Raw genomic sequence first — 21,686 nt, 5'->3', positions numbered from 1 at the left:
TGCAGTAAAAATTGCAGTAAAAACCACTAGTTGTCCATAACCACCGCCCACTGCAAACTGTTTTACCTCCAGCGTCCTCTGTTCCACCTGTAACCACGGTTAGTATGTGCCCATGAGCCCCGTACATAAGTACGACCCACTCTTGGCCTTGACCAGTATCCTCTTCTATAAACGTATCTTTCGCCGCTATATGCCCAGTCGCCATCTACCCAAACCATCCCTGCATAGGGAGCGATCGGTCTTTCGTAAACAGGTTCTACGGGTTGTTCGGCAACATAATAGCTTCCTTCGCATGCTGACAGAGATAATAAACCGGCAAAAGCGGCTATTAAACCTGGTTTTGATATTGCCCTCATTGATATATGTTTTATTTATCAAATAATAATATATAAACAAACGGCTAATTAAAAGGTTTAACTTTTTAATTTTTAGTGCTTTAAGATTGAATATTTAGATATAATTGAACTTCGGATAGAGAGAATTTAATATTTGACATAACACTTACATTCAAACTATGTAAGTCTTGTCATTTTGGAGAATTTATCGGAAATCACAAGGTCTTTACTTCCCGGCGTGTATTTATAAAATCCACTGCCTGATTTTATACCAGTGTGTCCGGCGGTTACCATATTAACCAGCAATGGGCAGGGTGCATATTTTTGATTACCGAAACCGTTGTATAATACGTTCAATATAGCCAGGCAAACATCAAGACCTATAAAATCTGCCAACTGGAGTGGGCCCATAGGGTGGGCCATACCCAATTTCATAACTGTATCAATCTCGTCAACACCGGCTACACCTTCAAACAACGTATAAATAGCCTCATTTATCATCGGCATTAAAATACGGTTTGCTACAAAGCCCGGATAATCATTTACCTCAACCGGAACTTTATTCAATTGCTTTGACAGTTCCATAATAGTATTAGTAACTTCATCAGTGGTAGCATAGCCGCGAATCACTTCAACCAGTTTCATTACCGGCACCGGGTTCATAAAGTGCATGCCTATTACATTGCCAGGAGCTTTTGTTACTGATGCAATTTGTGTTATTGATATTGACGATGTGTTGGAAGCCAGTATAGCGCCTTCCTTACAATGTTCGTTTAGCTGTTTAAACAGGTTAAGTTTAATCTCGCGGTTTTCGGTTGCCGCTTCAATTACCAAATCGGCATTTGAAGCAGCTGTTTTCAAATCAGTATAGGTTGTTATATTATTTAAGGTAGTTGATTTAAGCTGTTCATCAATAGTGCCTTTTTTTACCTGCCTGTCCAGATTGCCTGTTATGGTTTGTATGGAACGGTCCAGTGCATCCTGGTTAATATCAACCAAAGCAACTTTAAAGCCATTCTGCGCAAAAGTGTGTGCAATTCCGTTACCCATCGTTCCGGAACCTATTACGGTAATGTTGTTCATGTTGGTTGATTAAGTTGATTAAGTTGATTAAGTTGATTAAGTTGATTAAGTTGATTAAGTTGATTAAGTTGATTAAGTTGATTAAGTTGATTAAGTTGATTAAGTTGATTAAGTTGATTAAGTTTTTGAGGTTGTAAAGTTACGTGAATATTTTCTTCGGACTCTACTGACTTTCCCGACTTTCGGACTAAATAAACTCAATGAAGCTCCCGGCATCAATTATGTTTTTTTTATTAATAAGATTATATTCCGGCACATGACCAAGTAATTCAACTCCGCTATAGTCTAAAATAAATTCCTCGGAATAGGTGTCCTTTAGTCCACTAAATATAATTCCTTTTATAGGTATATCGCGATTTTTTAAAGCATCGATTGACAAAAGTGTATGATTAATACTGCCCAGGTAATTTTGCGAAACCAATATCACCCCGGTATCTAATTGTTTGATCAGATCGATCATTAAAAAGTTATCCTTTAACGGAACCATCAAACCTCCGGCGCCTTCAATAATTAAGGTGTTATCAGTTTCGGGGATTATGATCTTATTTTTGTCGATACTTATCCCATCAATGGCAGCAGATTTATGTGGAGAAAACGGCTGAGTAAGCTTATAAGCCTCCGGATGAAAAACAGAGATGTTATTTGTTATTAAACTTTTTACTTTCAGCGTATCACTGTTATCAAGATCGCCGGATTGTATGGGTTTCCAATAATCTGCTTTTAGCTTTTCAACCAAAGCTGCCGATATAATGGTTTTACCTATCCCGGTTCCAATTCCTGTAATAAATATGGTTCTATTCGGCATCCACTAATTTATTTATGGTATCGGTTAATAAGGCTATTTCATTTTTAGTATTAAAAGAGTGCAGGCATACCCTTATCCGTTCGCTCCCCTCTGCTACCGTTGGGCTTAGGATGGCCCGTACATCCAGTCCTGCGTTTTGCAGTCGCCTGGCAGCTGCTTTTGCCTTTTCATTACTATTTAATATCATACATTGTATTGCACTGTTGCTCTCAATAAGCAGATTCCCTACATTATTACTTACGTTTTGTTTGAATAATTGGATGTTATTTTTAAGTTTTTCAATTTCGTTTGCCGAATCCTGTAAATGCTGGTAAGCCATTTTTACAGAAGCCACCTGGTGATGAGAGGCTGCAGTGGTATAAATAAACGGCCGGGCAAAATTTATAAGGTATTCGCGAAATAAATTACTTCCCAATATTATTGCCCCATGGCAGCCTAAAGCTTTTCCAAAGGTTATTATCCTGGCAAAAACCTTGTTTTGCAAATGCCTGTCAACTAGCCCGAATCCGAACAAACCAACGGCGTGTGCTTCATCAACAATTAAATTGGCGCCAAATTTTTCAACGAGGGACGCAATATCCACTATTGGCGGAGTATCGCCATCCATTGAATATACACTTTCAATAGCTACATAGCAATTGCCTTTGGCCAGCTTTAGCTTATCTTCAAGACTATTAAGGTCGTTATGTTTAAATGTGTACCTGTTTGCAAAGCCTAAACGCGCACCGTCAATTATTGACGCATGCACCAACTCATCTAAAATTATGGTATCGCCGCGTTGGGGGAGTGAGGAAAATAAACCAAGGTTGGCATCATAACCGGAGTTAAAGGTCAGTCCGGCTTCGCAATTGTGAAGTGTAGCTATATAGTGCTCGGTTTCTTCTGTATAGTTTGAATTGCCTGATAATAATCTCGAGCCTGTAGATCCGTTTTGTACCCGTTTATTGCTGCGGATTTCAGTATCAATTTTATTTTTCAATATAGGTGAACGTGCAAAACCCAAGTAATCATTTGAGCAGAAATCAATTAGCGTATTGTCAGGTTTTAACGACCGGTATATTCCGACAGCCTGTCTTTCCTCTAGCTTTTTCCTGATGAATTCTTCTGATGTTCCCAAGACTAAAAATTTCTGCTAAAATAAAGAAAGCGCCCCGGTTTAATGGAGCGCTTTCTTAAAAATTTAATGACGCGGGCGATTAATTACCACCACCACCGCCTTGCATCCTTGCACGCTGTTCGTCAAGGAATTTTTGATAAGCAGTAGCCTGATCCTGGGTTAAAATAGCTTTGATCTGATCACTTGTGGCAGTCCTGATAGGGCCCATTGCCGATCTCATCGCGGTTCTGTCGCCATTAGCAGCCGTTCTTACGCTATCCATTTTAGTAGCCTGAACTTTTAAAATGGCGGTTACCTTAGTTGTTTGATCGTCACTAAGCTTCAGCGATGTTTGTAACGCCTTAGCCTGATCTTCCGGACTTCTTCTTTGACCACCTTGTGCATGGGCCATTGCTGTAATTCCGACAAGGAAGCAGCACATTAACAAAAATTTTCTCATGGTTTTTCAGTTTTTTAATCTATAGATAAAGATAACCCCAGGAAGGTTTAATTGTTAACATGTAACTTAATTGTTGCGTGGTAGGGAGTGGTTGATTGAGTTGATTAGGTTGGATTGAGTTGATTAAGTTAAATACTAAATGTTATAAAACTTTTAATGTTTTAATAACTCAATCAACCACTCACTTAATCCAACTTATCAACTCTCCCTTAATTATTTCCCTGCAGATTAGAGATCGACCGCTGCATTTGTGCCATCATGCCGGTTAGGCTTTCGAGGGTTGGCTCAGGTGTTGGGATGGGCATGTGCGTTGAGATATATGCTTTTGCCTTCCATAGTTCTAAAATATCTTCGCCGCCTATTTCGTAGGGTTCGTATACCGGATTGTCTGATACCAGCTTTAGTTTTTTATTGTCTTTAAATTTATTACCAATGCGCTTGTAAACTACGCCTTCGGTTTTTGAAATCACTACGTAGGTTTCGGCAGTTTTTACATCACCCCAGTTTTCAACATACTCTCCTATAATAATGGTGCCTGATTGCAGGGGCAACATCGAATCGCCTTTTATTTCAAAAGCGCGGTATGTGCCCTGCTTAAACATGGGTAAATAAAACTTTGGCAATTTGGCCACATATTCAGGGTCGGCATAGCCATTCAAATATCCGGCGCTTGCTTTTAGAGGTACCAGTTCAATGTTCTCATTATCTTCCTTATCAACAGAGATACTTAAAACACGCAGGTTAGCCGGATTGCCTTTTGGCTTTGGCGCCCATTTCTCATCAATAACTTCATTAATAAAATCATCAATAGAGATCTCGAAGAATAATGCTATTTTTTTTAGCAGATCATATTTCGGATCAGCTCTTTCCTCTTCATAAGCACCTACAAGTGACCGTTTTATGCCCAATTCATCAGCAAATTGCTGCTGGGTAAGGCCTTTCTTTTTACGGAGAAATTTAATATTTGAAGGAATATTTGACATAAAATTTGGAATTGCTAAAATTATTAGTATTTTTATGCTCATAAAATTAGTAATTATTTTTCAAACAGCAAATTTTATTTATCAATATGAAACGCTTTATCTATATCATTACCGACAGAAACCGCAATAACTTACATGTAGGCCTATGTTCAGACCTGTTGAAAACTCTTGATTTTTATCGCCAGATGCCTACTTTATTTTTTGATAATTCAAAACAACTTAACCGTTTGGTTTATTTTGAAGAGATAAATACAGAGGAACAGGCAATGGAACGCTTTAAAACGGTAAGTACTTTTACAAGGCCCCAAAAAGAAAAAATGATCAGACCTGTTAACCCTGATTGGGTAGATCTGACCATTGGATTAAGTTATGAAAGCGGAATACGGGTAAGGCCGCAGCTTCGCCCGTCAATTAGCTCAAACAGGAAAGCGCTTACTTTTTAATAAACTTTAAAGCTCCCGAATTCATGCAGTATCTTTTTCCGCCCCTGTCGGCAGGGCCGTCATCAAAAACGTGACCCAGATGCAGGCCGGTGCTTTTTTCAATAACTTCATCACGGGTTTCGCCGTAGCTGTTATCTTGTACAATTTCAATTTTTTTAGGGTCAACCGGTTTTACAAAACTTGGCCAGCCGGTACCGCTATCAAATTTGTCATCTGATGTGAATAAAACTTCGCCAGTAGCGGCACTTACGTAAACGCCTTTTTGGTGATTGTCGTGGTATGCATTTTGAAACGGCGGCTCGGTTCCGCTTTCAACCATTATATGGTACTCGTTAGGGGTTAGTATTTTTTTCCATTCTGCGGGAGTTTTACTCATTTTGCGTTTTGGATCATATTTTTTTACCTGGCCGCTGCTTAACTGGCAACCAAAGGCAATAAATACTGTTAGTATTGCCAGTGCTAAAATTGATTTTTTCATTTTCATTAGTTTTTATTTAGTCGCAGGATTCATTATATCCTTACAAACTAAATTACGAAAAATTATAGCAGCAGGTTTGTCAGCTGGAAGTCTGTTTATATATTTTTTGTTTTTGGTACCAAAACAGCGTTAACAATATGCAGCATCCCGTTGCTTTGCTGAATATCAAATTTGCTGATAATACTTTGTCCGCCATTGTCGTCTATTAAAACAATATTCCGGTTAGCATCAATTTTTGCTGTTAACGTAGTGCCTGCAATTGTACGGAAAGTAGCTTCGCCTTTATTTGAGTTGATCTTTCTTTGAATATCTTTTACGGTTAGCCTGCCAACAATAGCGTGGCTGGTTATCAGATAATTCAAATCAAGCTTATGGCTGGGTTTTAAGAGTGTATCAAGCTCGCCTGCCGGTAATTTTTCAAATGCCTGGTTAGTAGGAGCAAAGAAGGTGATAGGACCCTTGCTTTTAAAGGTTTCCGTTAGTCCGGCATCTTCTATAGCTGTTACCAATACACTATATTCGTTTGACAGACCTATGTTTTCAATAATATTATTTGATGATACCATTGCGGTACCATTTACATTTTTTACTTTTCCCCACTTCGCTTTTACCGAATCAATAACCGGGCGAGCCGCCGGTGCATTTTGTGCAAATAAACTTTGACCGCTAACAGTTATTAATAAAATGATTAACCATTTTTTCATGGCCGCAAAAATAGGTGTAAAAGATTTAAGAATCAAGAACCAAGAATCAAGGAAGAGTCAGGATTAAGTCTTAATTCAAAAGTCGGGAGTCTTAAGTCAAAAGAAAAAAGATAAACTTTGCAATTGAAATTTTTATCCCTCATTTATTGACTCCTGACTTTCGACTAAAGACTCCTGACTCTTCTTCAACCTACCATCCCGGGGTAAATCCTAAACCAAACACGGGTTTACTTACATCGGTTCGGTTAAACGGTACTGCCAGGTATGGCTCCAGTACAAAATAGCCAAATATATTTACCCTTAATGATATACCGGCGCTAAGTGCAGGCACACGCTGGTTTGGGTTGTAAATAGTTTGACCATTGGCATCTTTCCCTATAGCGTCAGGGGCTTGCTGAAATTTTATCTGGTCGCCAGAGTTCCAGGCTAAACCGGCATCAAAAAATGCATTAAGCTCAGTAAACAAGATCTTTGATTTAAACTGCGATAACTTTTCAGGACCTGTAAATGGTAAGCGCACTTCAAAATTTGCAACGGCAATACGGTTTCCGGATAGTTGATCAATAGTGAACCCGTTTGTCGGCGTTTTACCATTTTTGTTGTAAAAAGTTTGCGCTTCATATCCACGGATGAGGAACGGATAGCCAACGTATAATTGATAAAGGTTACCGGTATTACCGAATCGCCCGTAACCATATAAACGTGCGGCAAAAGTTACAGGTGCTACACGCAGGTATTCCCTTAAATCAATTGTGGGAGCAAAAAAGCGGTAGGTTCCAAAATCATATTCTGCTTGCAAACGGTAGCGGTAGCCGCTTAAGGGAGATGCCACCCCAAAGAATGAGTTATCACCAACCAACGCTGTATTTACATTGAAAATTGTAAATGGCGTTAGGTTATAGCCATTATTTGCCGGATCAGAATTATATTCAGAATTGGGTACATGGCGTTTGGTGTAATCCAATATATTGCCAAGGGTATCATATACAGTACTATACCTGTCAACCCGGTAATAGTAATGTGACAAACCTGTGCCAAATTCAACACGAGTTTTCTTTGTAATAGGGTATGATGTAAATAACGAAGCCTGGTCCTGGAAGATCCTGATCAGGTCGTATCTTTCCTCAACCGAAGGAATTGTTGTGGTGCTATTAGGCTTGTATGTTGAATTGACAATACTATAGTTAGCAGTTTGGAATGGAATGTGTGAGATGCTTCCTCCAATATTCCAACGGCCGGTTTGGTTAATATAGGTAAATTGTCCGCCAAAATCATAGATCTCGCCATTTACTGCTAAGCCTGCATAGATCTGGTTACGCCCCAATATATCGCTAAAAACACCCTGTACCCCGCTTGACAAGCCTGTACCATACTGGCTTACGGATGCACCTATACCACTGCTTGCCAGGTAATCCATTTTAAACTGCGGCTTATAAGGGATGGTTTTTATGGAATCAGTCGGTAATTTAGGGTATGCCAGGTAATTATTTAAGTTAGAGTTGATCAGATCCACACCTACAGAACGCGCGGGAGGGAGGATGCCTGCCCCGAAATCGCCGACTGTATCGCTAACAGCCTGTGGTTTAAAATCGCTAGCTTTAGCATTGTATAGCGAATACTTCTGTTTACTGTAATACGAATAAACAATATCGTTATTGGCAGAAATGCTCAAAGCCGGGGCATATTCGGTTATTCCGCTAATACCTGTAAACAGGCTGGTCATCTGCTCAACACTTGCGGTTGCAAGTGTGTAGCGGTACATATTACGGAAGCCATCTTGATTTGACAGGAAATAAATTTGCGATCCGTCAGATGAATATTGTGGGTTTAAATTATTTGCTCCGTTAAATATTTTTATATCGGTAACTTTTCCTGTTGCCAGGTCAAGCTCGGCCAGGTTAAATGTTATCTGGTATGATAATGACTGATCATAAGTTGTTCTGTCGCTCGAAAAAATGATCTTTTTTCCATCCCTCGAAAAGCTTGGCTGGTAATCGGTGTACTTATCGTTAGTTAGTTGTTTAACCTGCTTCGTATCAAAATTATACATATATAAATCACCCTGGCCTTCGGCTAAGCCCTGGAAAACTATATTTTTCCCATCAGGCGACCATGATAGGTTGCTGAATTGCTCGGCCTTGCCCATGGCAACATCATTGATGATGCTTCCTGAGGCTACATCGACCACCACCATGCGGTTTATCCCTTTGTTAAACACGCTAAAGGCAAACTTCTTACTATCCGGAGACCATGTGCCGGCCGATTCAATAAAGTTAAATTCGTCAATATGGGTATTGGAGATCTTGCTCGTGAGCTTTCGCATTATCCGCCCTGTTTTAGCATCAGCCAAAAACAAATCGACCGCAAATAAATTCTTTTCTGATAAAAAGGCGAGGTATTTACCATCCGGACTGACTGACGGTGCCAGGTTCATTTTACCTGAGTTTCGCTCATCAATTATCCTGGTACCTACCGGCACCTGTGCTGTGTCTTTTAAATAAGGCTTGTAAGTGGCTTCAATTGAGCTTTTCCAAAGGCTGGATAATGTTTTATCATCATAACCGAATGTACGCCTTATGCCATATGACAACCCGAAACGAGCCGTGTTTTTAAAGAATGGCACAATAACCGTATCGCCATAGGTTGACCCGATGAACGACCAGAAAGCTTCGCCATAACGATAAGGGAAGTATTTATTGCTTTCGGTAAGGTCTCTAACTGTCGGGATATCGTGGTTTAAATAGGCATCGCGCATCCACATAGCGGTGTATGAATCTTTTTTCCCTAATGAAAGATATTCAGCCATACCTTCAATCATCCACAATGGCAGGTTGCCGATGTTTTCGAAAGTGGTAGAATCGCCTCCCTGTAATGCATGGTATTGGAACGCATGTACCAGCTCGTGCCCGATGACGTGGCGGGTCATCTGGTTGGTTTCCATAATGGGCATTACCACACGGTTTTTTAAACCTTCGGTAATACCGCCGGTACCCACATCAATCTCGCCGTCAACAGCTGTTGTTTGCTGAAAATCAGGGTGGTCGGCGTATAAAATAATAGGATTAACCCTCCTGAACGTGTCCCTGAAAATTTGCTGATGAAGGGTATACCAAAGTTCGCTTTCCTGGGCAAAACGCCTGATCATACTATCATTTTTGAGGTAATAGTAGATCTCGAAATGCGGGGTTTTATAAACCTGGAACTTTAGGTTTTTGTATCGTACTTTATTTTGCCCGAAATATTGGGCTTTAGCCTGAAGGCTAAACAGGAGCGAACCCACTACACAAAGCAATATAATAAGGTGCCTTTTTATTTTAACCAGGGAAGGGAAGTGTTTATTCATATGGCGATAAATAGAATAAGGCTAAATTAGTTAAAAGTTGATTAAGTTGGATTAGGTTGATTAAGTTGACTGAGTTATGACGTTCTTTATTGTTCAATGTTTTATAAACTAATCAGCCACTTGTTTTAATCAACTCAGTCAACCATCACCTATCAAATTAACGATTCGATATTTTAGTTTCTGGAATTATCGGTGTTACAACAGGTACAGGCGCCGGTTGAGCTTTTAATGAATCAAGCGGCCTGAATAAGCTGTCTGTTTCAGCTGAATCAACTACCGGCAGCGGTGACGGGCAGTCGTATTTTTTGGTGATCTTTACCCATGGTTTAGGGAAAGGGCCTGGTGTATAACCGGATTTGGGATCGGCATAAACCTTTTCCATAAAGCGGGCAAATATCGGCAGGGCAGTGTGCGAGCCTTCGCCTGTTTCTGAGCTGGTAAAGTGCACACTTCGGTCATCGTCACCAACCCAAACACCTGTCACTAAATCTTTGGTAATACCCATATACCAGCCATCAACATACTTTGATGAGGTGCCTGTTTTACCGCCTATCTGGTTGCTGTTTTTTTTCCATAAGCCGGGATACTCCCACAGAGCTTGTGAAGTACCGCCCGGCTCGTCCATACCGCCACGGAACATGTATAACATCAGCCACGCAGTTTCCTCGCTTATAACCTGTTCTTCTTTAAGCGTAAACTCCTTTAATACAGTACCATCCTGTTCGGTTATTTTTGTTACCAGTAAAGGATCAACCTTCTTGCCTTTATTCAAAAATGTACTATAAGCCCTAACCATTTCATAAACAGAAACGTCGTTTGATCCTAGCGATACCGATGGAATAGCCCTTAACGGACTTTCTATACCTACCTTGTGTGCATATTCAACAACTTTATTCCAGCCAACCTTTTCTGTTACCTGCGCAGTAATGGAATTAACAGATTTACCCATGGCCCAACGCAATGACATTTCCTGGTACGAGAAATGAAAATCGGCATTATTAGGCTCCCAAACCTGCGCTCTGCCTTCATCTGTATATTTAATTGATACAGGTTTATCAGTAAATTTATCACATGGACTAAAGCCATTGTCCAAAGCAGTTAAGTAGGCAAATGGTTTAAATGTTGAGCCCGCCTGCCTGCGCGCCTGGTTTACGTGATCATAATTAAAATACCGGTAATCAATACCGCCAACCCATACCTTTATCTTCCCGGATGATGGTTCCATCGTCATCATTCCTGTGTTTAAAAGGCGGGTATAATATTTTATGGAGTCGGTACTTGAAAATGTGGTATCTTTTTCGCCATTCCAGGTAAATACCTTCATGCGTTTAGGCTTTTCAAAATATTGCTTTATAAGTTCCGTATTGTTGCTGTATTTTTTTTGAAGCATTGCATAAATAGGCAAATGCTGTTCTGCTTTCAATAAGAAGTCCTTTATTTCAACACCGTTTAAATCCTGCCACGGGTTTTTATTTCCCCACAAATTATTGAAACGTTTTTGCAGCATTTTCATCTTTTCGGCAACGGCTTCTTCGGCATATTGCTGCAGGCGAGGATCAATGGTGGTATATATTTTAAGGCCGTCCTCGTAAAGGTCATAATCATTATCCTTTAACCACTTTTTAAGCCAGCGGCCAACGGCCTGGCGTAGGTATGAGTCGCCCTGGCCTTCGTTTTCAACATAGCTTAGATCAAGCTTAATAGGTTTGGTGATGCTGGTGTCGTAATCGGCCTTTTTAATGTAATTGTATTTAAGCATTTGCCCCAACACCGTATTACGCCTTTCGAGCGAATGCCTAGGGTTATTTATAGGATTATAGGTTGATGTCGCCTTAAGCATCCCTACCAAAGTGGCAGATTCATCAGCGTTAACCTTATCGGGTGTTTTATTAAATAGCTTTAACGATGCCGTTTTAATGCCAAATGTATTATTCCCAAACGGAACTGTGTTTAAATATAGTGTCAGGATTTCCTGCTTGCTGTAAACATGCTCAATTTTAAAGGCCGTAAGCCACTCTTTGCATTTATAAACAACCGTTCGGATAAGCGGCACATGTTTTATCAAGCCCTGCGATTTCTTTTTACGGGTTTCAAACAGATTTTTTGCCAGCTGCTGGGTAATGGTGCTACCGCCGCGCCTTTCGCCTTTAGCAGTTGAAAGCATACTTGTAAAAAAGGAATAAAAATCAACCCCATTATGGTGGTAAAATCTCACATCTTCAGTAGCAATAAGGGCATTTATAATATTAGGAGAGATCTTGTTAAATTCAACCGGCGAGCGGTTTTCTTTATAATAACGGCCTATCAATGTTCCATCGGCATAATATACTTCGGATGCCAGTGACATGCTTGGATTTTTAATATCGTGCATATCAGGCGAATAGCCAAATAACCACAAAAAATTTAATTCGATGGAGCAGAAAAATATAATAACAAAATAGATGAAGATTAAAAAATATCTCAGGTATTGGTTTTTTATCCGTCTGAACATGGGGTAAAGATGTAAAATAATGGCCCTAAATCATAGGCAATTTAACAAATATTAACAACGTAATTTTTGGAGGTAAATTTTAAGTTAACTTGCATTTACCAATTTTATAAAATGAAAGACATAATTAAGAAATTTAAAATAACTGACGGAGAAAACTTTTCACTTAAAGACTTTGATCCGGCACATTCTGATGGTTTTAAAAAGGAAGATGCGGAACCAGTACTTCAAGACCTGATCAAACAGACCTTTGATCTGGCTGCAACACTATATGCTGATAACCGGTACTCTTTGCTAATTATATTCCAGGCTATGGACGCGGCAGGGAAAGATGGAGCAATTGCACATACCATGTCGGGCTTAAACCCGCAGGGGTGTGAGGTGTATAGCTTTAAACAACCAAGCGCAGAAGAACTGGATCATGATTTTTTATGGAGGCATTACAAGGCTTTGCCTGAGTGCGGACGCATCGGCGTTCATAACCGGTCGCATTATGAAAATGTGCTAATAACGAAGGTGCATCCTGAATTGCTACTAAAGGAGCACCTTCACGGAATTGATTCGGTTAAAGAAGTTGACGATGCGTTTTGGGAACGCCGTTATGAAAGTATCCGTTCATTTGAAAAACACCTGGTTAATAACGGGACTATAATTATCAAGTTTTTTCTAAATGTGTCAAAAGACGAGCAAAAGGAGCGCTTTTTAAAACGAATTGAAGACCCGAAAAAGAACTGGAAATTTTCGGCAGAAGACATCCGGGAACGCGAGTTTTGGGGTGATTATATGAAGGCTTATGAAAAGGCTATCAAGGAAACCTCTACAAAGCAATGCCCCTGGTATATTATTCCTGCCGATAAAAAATGGTTCACCAGGCTGGCTATTTCAACTATTATACTGGAAATTTTAAAAGACCTGGATTTGAAATACCCGGTTTTGCCAAAGGAGGAGAAGGAGAAATTGGACGAGGCGAGGAAGTTATTAGAGGAGAAGTGATTTCACTGATTATATTAGAGTGATTTCACCGATTTTGAACCACGATTAAAGGATTTAAAGATTCGCAGGATTGGATGGCTAAATTAGCAAATCATTCAATCAAAATAATCAGCGGTTTACTCAACCACAATCTCATCAGCAAACGGATGATTTTAGGACAAATAATTTAATATTGCATCTTCGTCTAACAAATTAACAATTTCTGTTGCTTCCCAATCGATTAATAAAAGCCCCCATTTTTTACCGACTTCATTTAGAAATAGGGTGAGCTTGTCGTTTTCCATGTTCCAAGGTTGGGTCAGCCATATTTTTGTTATTATATTTCCTTCAAATCTGAAATATATCGCAGCATAATCCTTGCCGAAACCGATAGTATTAGGGGCGGGTATTCTATAACTTTGTCCATAACCTGTTATAACTTTTGAAGCTTTTGAAAAACCAAAATGGAAAAGCAAATTTTCAAAATCGTCTGTTAGTATTTGTTTCGTATTTAATTCAACACGGATATCATCGCGTATAGAAACATCTGTATAACCTATACCGTTAAAATTTTTTTCAGATGATTCCTGTATTTTTTCGCATTGTGATTGAATATATTTCTGGTTCTCATTTACCAAAAGCTCTATTTGGCAAAAATCATCTTCATGAAAAAATAACATAGCCTTCGCTTTTCCTATGCTTTTTTTGAGAGTATTACTTTCAATGACTTTCTTTTTATCCCTCTTTAATTGCCACCAAACTCTGAACACAATGTAAAGAAGAATAAAAAATGATATAACTCCCCATATCGGTGCAACACCTATCGTGCTATCATATGGCATTCCGTAATGGCGCATTTTATATCGTAAATTAGGTTATAAAGTTGTTAATCCTAGTCTCTAATCTCCAACCTCTGATCACTCCACCACTATCTCATCCGCAAAAATATACGATGGGCTGCCTTTGCTTTCGTGCCAGTCGGGGAGCGGGCCATATTGTTTGGCTATTACTTTGATAAACCGAGTGCTGGTGTTTAACGGAGCAACAAAGTCCTGGGTTTGTACTTCCAAATCTTTAACATCCACTTTTGTGTTTACGGTAGCTGCCAGCTTGTAGTTTACACCATCATTTGAGGTATAATATTCAACCTGTTTCGGGAACACGATCCATGAGCGGCTATCCTGCAGGGCGCCGAACGTCACCTGTTTAACGGGTTTAACCTGCTGCAGGTCAATTATGGCTACAACATCATTATTCTGATAGCCCTGCCAGTTGCCCAGGCGCCAGTTGGCTTTGCCGCGGATGCCGTTTATAAGGGTATTATCGCCCTGGTCGGCATAGTTTGGCAGGTATTTGTTAACAAGGGTTAGTTTAATATCATCCCTTATTTTGTTAAATGTACCTGTAACAGCAAAGCTTGACTTGCTGCCTTCAAGAGCTATCGCTTTTATGGTAGCATTTGATGAAACCTCCAAAGGCCCGGTGTACAGGGTGGAATTAGCAGTAGGAACGGTGCCCTCAGTTGTGTAAAAGATCTTCGCGTTTTTATCGGCGCATTTTATTTCAACCCGCATAGGCTGTTTAAATGTTTTGGATGGCGCAATAATATACGGATCAGATATGATCAGGCTATCAGTGATTTTTGACGTTGGTTTTTCAAGACCCTGCACAAAAATACTGTTTGGCAGCTTGCCGGTAAGTACTTCAAAATCGCCGCCGTTGGCAATATCAGCATAATCAAGGTAAAGCTTATTGTGTGATTTTTTATTCAGGCTCATGCCCTGCAAATAAATATTGGCACGGCTTACGTTTGCCCCCGGGTTGGTAATGGTGAATTTTTTACCGTTCTCCAGGTTGATGACTGCCTTATCAAATTGCGGGATGCCAATTTGAAACTGTTGTTGTCCCGGTGCTATGTTATAGATCCCTAAAGAGCTCATCACATACCAGGCCGACATCTGCCCGCAATCTTCATTGCCGGATAAGCCGTCGGGCTTATCGCTGTATTCCTCGCGCAAAATCCGGCTTATGTATAGCTGGGTCTTTTCGGGTGCGTCCGTAAAGTTATACAGGTAAGCCATGTGGTGGCTTGGCTCATTACCATGTGCATACTGGCCAATTAAACCGCTCACATCATCCTGCTGGCGGCCGCTAAGTTTTGAATCTGTAGTAAACAATTCATCCAGCTTGGATTCAAAAGCTGCTTTGCCGCCCATACGGTTTGCAAGGCTTTCAACATCCTGCGGCGCTAAAAATGAGTATTGCCACGAGTTGCCTTCGGTATAGTTATTATTGATCTCAGTAGGCTCAAAAGGGGTATACCAGCCACCGTTTGCCCGGGCCTGCATAAAGCCATTCTGATCATTAAAGTTGTTTTTCCAGTACTGGGCACGTTTAATAAATTCGGTATAGTCCTGTGGCTTGTTCAGCATTTTTGCCATTTGAGCAATACACCAATCGTCAAAAGCATATTCCAGCGTTTTTGAAACCGATTCGTGCTCATCATCAGAAAGCACTACCCCATTTTTACGGTACGAATCCAGCCCGAACTGGTTACGGTTTACGGCAGCTTTCATGGCCGTGAATGCTTCTTCTGCATTAAAATCGCGGATGCCTTTTGCATAAGCATCAACAATTACCGGGATGGAGTGATTACCCACCATACAATAGGTTTCGTTTGATGCAAGCGGCCAGATAGGCAGCAGGCCACCCTGCTCGTACATTGCCAAAAAGGATTTTATAAAGTCGAGCGTGCGTTTGCGGTCTATCAGGTTAAGCAACGGGTCTTCGGCGCGGTAAGTATCCCACAAAGAAAATACAGTGTAGTAATTAAAGCCATCAGCTTTGTGAACCTTTTGATCCATACCACGGTATTGCCCGTCGACATCGCTGTAAACGTTTGGCGCAAGCATGGCATGGTATAACGCCGTATAAAATATGGTGTGCTTTTGTTTTACATAATCAATTACAGGCTGTTTTTTCTGTGCCTGCGGTAGTTTGCGGGCACTGGTACGGCTGTCATAACCTATATTGGGATCCTGTGTGTTTTGTGGAACCTGTTGTGCCGATGCGCTGGGGGCACCACCCTCAACCTCTATTTTTGCCAATTGATCTATCCAAAGCGCTTTTGCATCCCGCTGAACTTTTTTGAAATCGAAATCAGGTACTTCGGTATCCAGGTTTTTCAGAGCTCCTTCAGCACTTACTGACGAGATCCCTACTTTCGCGATTACTTCGCCGGGGTTATCAAACCGGAGATACATCTTTATGTTTCCCCCCTGGACCTTATTTTTTCCTTGCTGCAACTGATCGTCACTTGCTATTCCATAGGTTTTAAACGGCTTTGAAAATTTTGCGTAAAAATATAAAGACTGATCTGTAGCCCATGAGCTTGATCGCCGGTAACCCCGGATCTCGTGATCATTCACCACCTCTATCCATGAATCGAGCACCTTGTCGCGATGCTGCAGGTCGATGATGATATTGGCCTCTTTAGTTGAAGGGAAATTATATTTATGCACTCCCACACGGGTACTGGCCGTAAGCTCAACGTCTATATCATACTTATCCAAATGGGTTTTATAATAGCCAGGGGTAGCTACCTCGTTTTTCTTTTTGAATCCCGACAGGTATTCGGTGTTTTTAAACTTTGGTTCCCCGGTGGTTGGCATAAACAGCACATCGCAATAATCTGCAATACCTGTACCGCTTAAATGCGTGTGCGAAAAACCATAAACAGTGGTATCTGTATAATAATAGCCCGAACAGCCATCCCAGCCGGTTAAGCGGGTATCAGGACTTAGCTGTACCATACCAAAAGGGACAACGGCCCCCGGATAGGTATGCCCATGACCGCCTGTACCAATAAAAGGGTTCACATATTTTGTGTAATCTTTTTTCTTTTGGGCAGATAAAGAAAGCGCGAAAAGTGAAACAAAACAAAACGACAGGACGCTGCGGGATAAAAGCTTCATTGGAATAATGATGATTATTAGGGGGTAAAGATATATTGTCTGAATCAGAATTCACAGAATTAAGAATTTTCAGAATAACTATCCGAATTGAAATTTTGAATGGGCAGAATTTTACTGATTCGTAAAATGAAAAAAGAGGCTATCTCAGAAATAAAATGCTGAGGACCTAACAAAATTAAATTTTGGATAAACTCCGTGTTACGCTGTGCCTTTTTAGTGAACTGCGTGGTAAAATAAACCTGAGTTCACTAAGAAGGCGCGAAGATCATAAAGCCCCAATATTATTTAAATTCGCTGCTAATCTTTTGTGGCGGCCTCTTTCGATGGAATCCCGGTCATTACTTTAAACTCATCCATATCCTTTAAAAAAGGCAACGCACGCCGTGTTTTCTTTACCTCGTCAGCAATTATAGTGAATGTGTACATGTCTTCTTCATCGCGTTTGTAGTAAACCACATTACCATTAGGATCAATACAGGTTGAATCGCCGGAGTGGTAAACTTCGTTGCCATCGTGCCCAACTCTATTAACACCAATTACGTAGGCCTGGTTCTCAATTGCGCGTGCCAGGATAAGTGCGCGCCAATGTGCAATTCGGCGCTCTGGCCAGTTGGCTACTATCAGCAGCAGGTCGTATTCGGTATTAACGTTGCGCATCCAAACCGGAAAACGCAGGTCGTAACAAATCATCGGGCAAATATTCCAGCCGTTTAGTTCAACTATTAATTTTTTATTGCCGGGAGTATATGTTTGATGCTCTTTGCCTAATGCAAAAAGGTGCCGTTTATCATAATATTCGTAGGTTCCATCCGGGCGCATCCATATTAAACGGTTATAAAATTTATCATTTTCTTTAATAATCAGGCTACCTGTTATAACACATCCATACTGGTTAGCAATTTTATGCATCCATTTCATTGTTTTACCACCCATGGGTTCAGCCAGCTTCTCTGCTTCCATAGAAAAACCGGTATTAAACATTTCGGGTAAAATAATGAGGTTTGTTTTTTCGCGGATATTGGATAAACGCAGCGCAATGTTCTGCAGGTTCTTATCAATATTTTCCCAAAACAAATACCCCTGGAATACGGTGATTTTAAGATTATCCATAAGCAGTTAGTCGATAGTCCATGGTCAATAGTCCATGGCAGTTAGTAATTAAAAAATTATAGAACGTTAAGAATTTACCATCGACCATGGACTATCGACCATGGTCTAAAATCAAATCTTTAACAATCTATCAACGGCTTTATCCAGCGTTTCTTGCCTTTTCGCAAAACAAAACCGTAAAACATGATGGTCTGTACCTTGTGTATAAAACACTGAGGTCGGGATTGATGCCACCCCAATCTCTTTTGTTATGTACAACGCAAAGTCGCTGTCTTTTTGGTCTGTTATATTATTAAATGTTACCGATTGAAAGTACGATCCATAACATGGCAGTAGCTGAAACCGGGTTTGTTCCAGCCCTTTACGAAAATGATCGCGCTTTTGCTGGAAAAAATCTGGCAATGATAAATATGTATTTTCATCCTTCAAATATTCCGCTATGGCGTATTGTATCGGTGCATTAACGCTGAACACCAAAAACTGGTGAACTTTCCTGAATTCCTGCATTAAAAAAGCGGGAGCCATGCAATAACCTACTTTCCAGCCGGTTGCATGGAATGGCTTACCGAATGAGGCTACAATAAAGCTGCGACACCGCAATTCGGGATAGCGGGCCATGCTATGATGTGTTTCGCCATCATATATTAAATGCTCATAAACCTCATCGCTCAATATCAGGATATCCTGGTTTTTTACTATCGCGCTCAACTCATCAATATCTTCTTTTTGCAGTATAGTAGCAGTAGGGTTATGCGGCGTATTAAGGATTATCATCCTTGTTTTGTTATTGATCAGCCTTCTTACCATATCCCAGGGAATGCGGTAATCAGGTGGGGCAAGCTCTAATGATTTAACTATACCGCCCATCAGCTTAATGGCAGGGGCATAGCAATCAAATGCAGGTTCAAAAATTATAACCTCATCATTGGGGTTTATTACTGAAGTTATTGCTGTAAAAATAGCTTGTGTACCACCAGCGGTAATGGTGATTTCTGTATCCGGGTTGTAAATGGCACCATAAAGCTTTTCTGTTTTTTGAGCTATCTGCTCGCGCAGGGCCATTACACCGGGCATGGGGGCGTATTGGTTGTGCCCGTCAGTCATGGCGGTATTTACCAGTTGTATTAATTCGGGCGAGGTATTAAAATCAGGAAAACCCTGGGACAGGTTTATAGCTCCGACTTCATTTGCCAAAGCCGACATTAAGGTAAAAATGGTTGTCCCTGTCTGGGGCAATTTAGAGATGATAGGTGTCATGCAGGGGCTAAATTACGTTTTTGAGGTGAAAAAGCGAAAAGCTTACGGCTGAAAGCAAAAAGCTTTGGATATTCTGCGGTAGGATTTTCCGTTCAGAGTAAGCGAAAAGCTCAAGGCAGAAAGCAAAAAGCTTTGGACTTTTTGCTTTCTGCTTTTGGCTTTCAGCTTTAACCTTTCTGCTTTTAGCTTTATCCTCAAAATACTTACCTTAGTGCCATGAAGCATCTTAAATACTTTTCTTTAGTTTCTATAATAATTGTAATAACATCATGTGGTTTGGGTAAAAAAGATCTGCCGGTTATCGGTTTTGTTGATGCTTTCCAGGATGCCTCCATCGCCCCGGCAAAAACTGGATTTATTGATGCTTTGAAGAAAAATGGCTTTGAGGATGGCAAAAATATAAAGTTAGCGTACCGCAATGCGCAGGGAAGTATCCCCACCTTAACCCAGATAGTGAATTTTTTTGTATCAAAAAAAGTTGACCTGATGGCCACCTGCACTACCTTATCGTCAATAACTGCAGCACAAAAAACTAAAACCATTCCTATTTTTATGATGGTTTCGCCAACTGTAAAGCTGATGAACATGGAAGGTGCAGACGGTAAAGGGCAGGCTAATTTGTTTGGGGCAGTTGAAGACCTGAATTATATAGATACTTCGTTTTCAAACATTCCTAATTTCATAAAGCCAAAAGCAGGCAAGCTGGTTGTCGGGATGATCTACAATCAATCAGAGCCACAGTCTGTGGATGCCAAAAAGCGGATCCAGGCAGATGCTGATAAATTAAATATTACTTTGGTAGCATTGCCTTTGAATTCATCGGCAGAGGCACAATTGGTAACAAAATCATTGCTCGGCAAAAATATTGATGCCTTTTTTGCTAACCCGGATAACAGCGTATTTGCTTCGTTTGAAACTATATTAAAAAGCTGCGATCAGCAAAATGTACCCATATTTACCAGCGAGGCCGGGCTCGTGCAACGCGGCGCTGTAGCAGCATTTGGCGCTGATATTTATCAATGGGGATACCAGGCAGGTGAGCAGGCGGCACAATTTTTAAAAACACATAGCACAGCAGGCTTGCAGTCCGAAATGGTGAAAGTAAGGCGAAGGGTATATAATGTTGCGGCGGCTAAAAAATATCATATAACCGTTCCTCCAAATTTCGAAGCTGTTAAATAATGGATTTTTACCTTACCGCTTTATTACAGGGACTTTGCTTTTCAGCGCTGGCGCTGGGGATCTTTATCTCGATGAAGATCTTTAACATCCCCGATATTACAACAGATGGCAGCTATACTTTAGGCGCTGTGGTTACTGCGGTAATGATAACCCATCACCAGCCATGGTATGTTATATTGCCAATAGTTATAGTTGCAGGCGGTTTGGCCGGAGCATTAACAGGTATTATCCATACCAAATTAAAAATAAATGCCCTGCTTGCCGGAATATTGGTAATGACGGCTCTGTACTCGGTTAATTTAACCATAATGGGAACATCAAACTTACCGCTTAATAATTTCCCAACTTTATTTAACTTGTTAAGCATAAGCGCCGACCCGAACCACAATACTTTTTGGATAATATCAATCTTCGTTATAGTAATTATCTTATTGATAGGTTACCTGCTTAAAACAGATTTTGGCATTGCCATGAGGGCAACAGGCAACAGCGAATCAATGATCCGCGCATTGGGTGTAAATACCGACAGAATGAAGATAACCGGTCTGGCTTTAGCCAATGCCTTGACAGCAGTAAGCGGTTACTTAATAAGCCAATACCAGGGTTTTACTGATATCAGCATGGGGATAGGGATAGTGATAGTAGGCCTTGGCTCCGTAATTATTGCCGAAACGCTAATCAACTGGTTCCGGATCACTTCGGTTTGGTTAAGCCTGGTTTTAGTGCTGAGTGGCGCTGTGATATTTCAATTAGTATTGGCTATAACACTTGAGCTTGGCGTTGATGCCAATTTGCTTAAATTGGTAACAGCCGGTTTTGTATTGGTGATAGTAAGCTTGCCACGTTTAAACTTTAAGAACAAATGATTATGGATTTCGGATTTCGCATGTTCGATTTCTGATTTTTAAAATATGGAGTAGAATTTTAAATATCAACTACTAAATAACCCAATATAGAATCAAAAATAACTCCG

Annotated in this window: 18 protein-coding genes; 4 read left to right on the top strand and 14 right to left on the bottom strand. The window is 40.5% G+C overall.

Translation table 11 applies throughout. From position 1 onward, the window contains the following. Positions 1-62 precede the first annotated feature (62 nt). The 6 genes from JWQ54_RS06050 to JWQ54_RS06025 all read right to left on the bottom strand — a co-directional run bounded on the left by JWQ54_RS06050 (position 63) and on the right by JWQ54_RS06025 (position 4,762). Positions 63-356, bottom strand: coding sequence for a hypothetical protein (locus JWQ54_RS06050; protein WP_299581601.1), 294 nt, complete (start codon positions 354-356; stop codon positions 63-65). Between the two features lie 156 nt (positions 357-512). Next, the gene (locus tag JWQ54_RS06045; RefSeq protein ID WP_299581599.1) at positions 513-1,418 is read right to left on the bottom strand and encodes a 3-hydroxyacyl-CoA dehydrogenase family protein; all 906 of its coding nucleotides are present in this window, start codon (positions 1,416-1,418) and stop codon (positions 513-515) included. Positions 1,419-1,605: 187 nt separating this feature from the next. Continuing rightward, complete coding sequence (gene bioD, locus JWQ54_RS06040; RefSeq protein ID WP_299581597.1) at positions 1,606-2,223, bottom strand: dethiobiotin synthase; 618 nt, start codon at positions 2,221-2,223, stop codon at positions 1,606-1,608. Beyond that, positions 2,213-3,340 (bottom strand): 8-amino-7-oxononanoate synthase, encoded by a 1,128-nt coding sequence (locus JWQ54_RS06035; RefSeq protein WP_299581595.1) that lies wholly within the window; start codon positions 3,338-3,340, stop codon positions 2,213-2,215. Before JWQ54_RS06035 ends, bioD begins: the two co-directional genes overlap by 11 nt. Before the next feature lie 79 nt (positions 3,341-3,419). Next, positions 3,420-3,779 carry a hypothetical protein gene (locus JWQ54_RS06030; protein WP_299581594.1) on the bottom strand — a complete coding sequence of 120 codons (360 nt, stop codon included), beginning with the start codon at positions 3,777-3,779 and terminating at the stop codon, positions 3,420-3,422. 209 nt (positions 3,780-3,988) lie between these two features. Beyond that, positions 3,989-4,762: a LexA family transcriptional regulator gene (locus JWQ54_RS06025; protein ID WP_299581641.1), complete on the bottom strand. Its 774-nt coding sequence runs from the start codon at positions 4,760-4,762 to the stop codon at positions 3,989-3,991. Between the two features lie 86 nt (positions 4,763-4,848). On the opposite strand from JWQ54_RS06025, the gene JWQ54_RS06020 reads away from it, so the two are divergent. Continuing rightward, entirely contained in the window at positions 4,849-5,205 is a 357-nt protein-coding gene (locus tag JWQ54_RS06020; protein ID WP_299581592.1) for a GIY-YIG nuclease family protein, read from the top strand. Here JWQ54_RS06020 and msrB read toward each other — a convergent pair. The 4 genes from msrB to JWQ54_RS06000 form a co-directional block, all read right to left on the bottom strand. After that, entirely contained in the window at positions 5,195-5,683 is a 489-nt protein-coding gene (gene msrB, locus JWQ54_RS06015; protein WP_299581590.1) for a peptide-methionine (R)-S-oxide reductase MsrB, read from the bottom strand. The genes JWQ54_RS06020 and msrB overlap by 11 nt on opposite strands. Positions 5,684-5,778: 95 nt before the next feature. After that, positions 5,779-6,387: a fasciclin domain-containing protein gene (locus JWQ54_RS06010; protein WP_299581589.1), complete on the bottom strand. Its 609-nt coding sequence runs from the start codon at positions 6,385-6,387 to the stop codon at positions 5,779-5,781. Positions 6,388-6,577: 190 nt separating this feature from the next. Continuing rightward, on the bottom strand, positions 6,578-9,730 hold the full coding sequence (locus JWQ54_RS06005) for a DPP IV N-terminal domain-containing protein (protein ID WP_299581588.1): 3,153 nt from the start codon (positions 9,728-9,730) through the stop codon (positions 6,578-6,580). A gap of 157 nt (positions 9,731-9,887) precedes the next feature. Beyond that, on the bottom strand, positions 9,888-12,221 hold the full coding sequence (locus tag JWQ54_RS06000; RefSeq protein WP_299581587.1) for a transglycosylase domain-containing protein: 2,334 nt from the start codon (positions 12,219-12,221) through the stop codon (positions 9,888-9,890). 111 nt (positions 12,222-12,332) lie between these two features. Here JWQ54_RS06000 and JWQ54_RS05995 point away from each other — a divergent pair, with 111 nt between their 5' ends. After that, positions 12,333-13,211, top strand: a complete 879-nt coding sequence (locus tag JWQ54_RS05995; protein ID WP_299581586.1) for a polyphosphate kinase 2 family protein — start codon at positions 12,333-12,335, stop codon at positions 13,209-13,211. Positions 13,212-13,363: 152 nt separating this feature from the next. On the opposite strand, the gene JWQ54_RS05990 is transcribed toward JWQ54_RS05995, so the two are convergent. The 4 genes from JWQ54_RS05990 to JWQ54_RS05975 form a co-directional block, all read right to left on the bottom strand. Continuing rightward, positions 13,364-14,047 carry a hypothetical protein gene (locus JWQ54_RS05990; protein WP_299581585.1) on the bottom strand — a complete coding sequence of 228 codons (684 nt, stop codon included), beginning with the start codon at positions 14,045-14,047 and terminating at the stop codon, positions 13,364-13,366. Positions 14,048-14,107: 60 nt separating this feature from the next. Further along, positions 14,108-17,164 (bottom strand): GH92 family glycosyl hydrolase, encoded by a 3,057-nt coding sequence (locus JWQ54_RS05985; RefSeq protein WP_299581584.1) that lies wholly within the window; start codon positions 17,162-17,164, stop codon positions 14,108-14,110. 297 nt (positions 17,165-17,461) lie between these two features. Then, positions 17,462-18,274, bottom strand: coding sequence for an amidohydrolase (locus JWQ54_RS05980; protein WP_299581583.1), 813 nt, complete (start codon positions 18,272-18,274; stop codon positions 17,462-17,464). A gap of 111 nt (positions 18,275-18,385) precedes the next feature. Then, positions 18,386-19,531 (bottom strand): methionine aminotransferase, encoded by a 1,146-nt coding sequence (locus JWQ54_RS05975; protein WP_299581582.1) that lies wholly within the window; start codon positions 19,529-19,531, stop codon positions 18,386-18,388. Positions 19,532-19,747: 216 nt separating this feature from the next. Between JWQ54_RS05975 and JWQ54_RS05970 the strand changes: the two genes are divergently transcribed. Together JWQ54_RS05970 and JWQ54_RS05965 are read left to right on the top strand one after the other, a co-directional pair. Beyond that, positions 19,748-20,713 (top strand): ABC transporter substrate-binding protein, encoded by a 966-nt coding sequence (locus JWQ54_RS05970; RefSeq protein ID WP_299581581.1) that lies wholly within the window; start codon positions 19,748-19,750, stop codon positions 20,711-20,713. Then, a complete protein-coding gene (locus tag JWQ54_RS05965; protein WP_299581580.1) occupies positions 20,713-21,579 on the top strand; it encodes an ABC transporter permease in 867 nt (288 codons plus the stop codon). Before JWQ54_RS05970 ends, JWQ54_RS05965 begins: the two co-directional genes overlap by 1 nt. Positions 21,580-21,686: the final 107 nt, after the last annotated feature.

The organism is Mucilaginibacter sp., from assembly GCF_028288225.1.
GTDB lineage: Bacteria > Bacteroidota > Bacteroidia > Sphingobacteriales > Sphingobacteriaceae > Mucilaginibacter.
This window is presented reverse-complemented; position numbering and strand designations above follow the sequence as displayed.